Annotated in this window: 1 protein-coding gene; it reads left to right on the top strand. The window is 63.9% G+C overall.

The window, feature by feature from the left end; translation table 11 throughout:
* The coding region (locus tag AC07XF_RS28980; RefSeq protein WP_495029252.1) for an immunoglobulin-like domain-containing protein at window positions 1-463 on the top strand (463 nt) is incomplete at both ends.

Genomic DNA, 463 nt, shown 5'->3' with positions numbered 1-463 from the left:
ACCGGCAACATCACCGAAGGCGGCCAGATCACCTACACCGCCACCCTGACCAACCCGGCGCAGACACCGGTGACCGTCACCCTGAGCAACGGCTCGATCATCACCATCGAGGCCGGCCAGACCAGCGGCAGCGTTAACGTGCCGACTGCGGCCAATGACGTTTACAACAATAGCAGCACCGTCAGCACCACCATCACCGGTGCCACCGGCGGCAACTTCGAAAACCTGGTCCCAAGCACCACGCCAGCCGTGACCACCATCACCGACTCGGTGGACAACACGGGCCTGACCCTGGCTGCCACCGGCAACATCACCGAAGGCGGCCAGATCACCTACACCGCCACCCTGACCAATCCGGCGCAGACCCCGGTGACCGTCACTCTGTCCAACGGCTCGATCATCACCATCGAGGCCGGCCAGACCAGCGGCAGCGTTAACGTGCCGACTGCGGCCAATGACGTTT

The organism is Pseudomonas sp. GW821-FHT01C01 (assembly GCF_059422645.1).
This window is presented reverse-complemented; position numbering and strand designations above follow the sequence as displayed.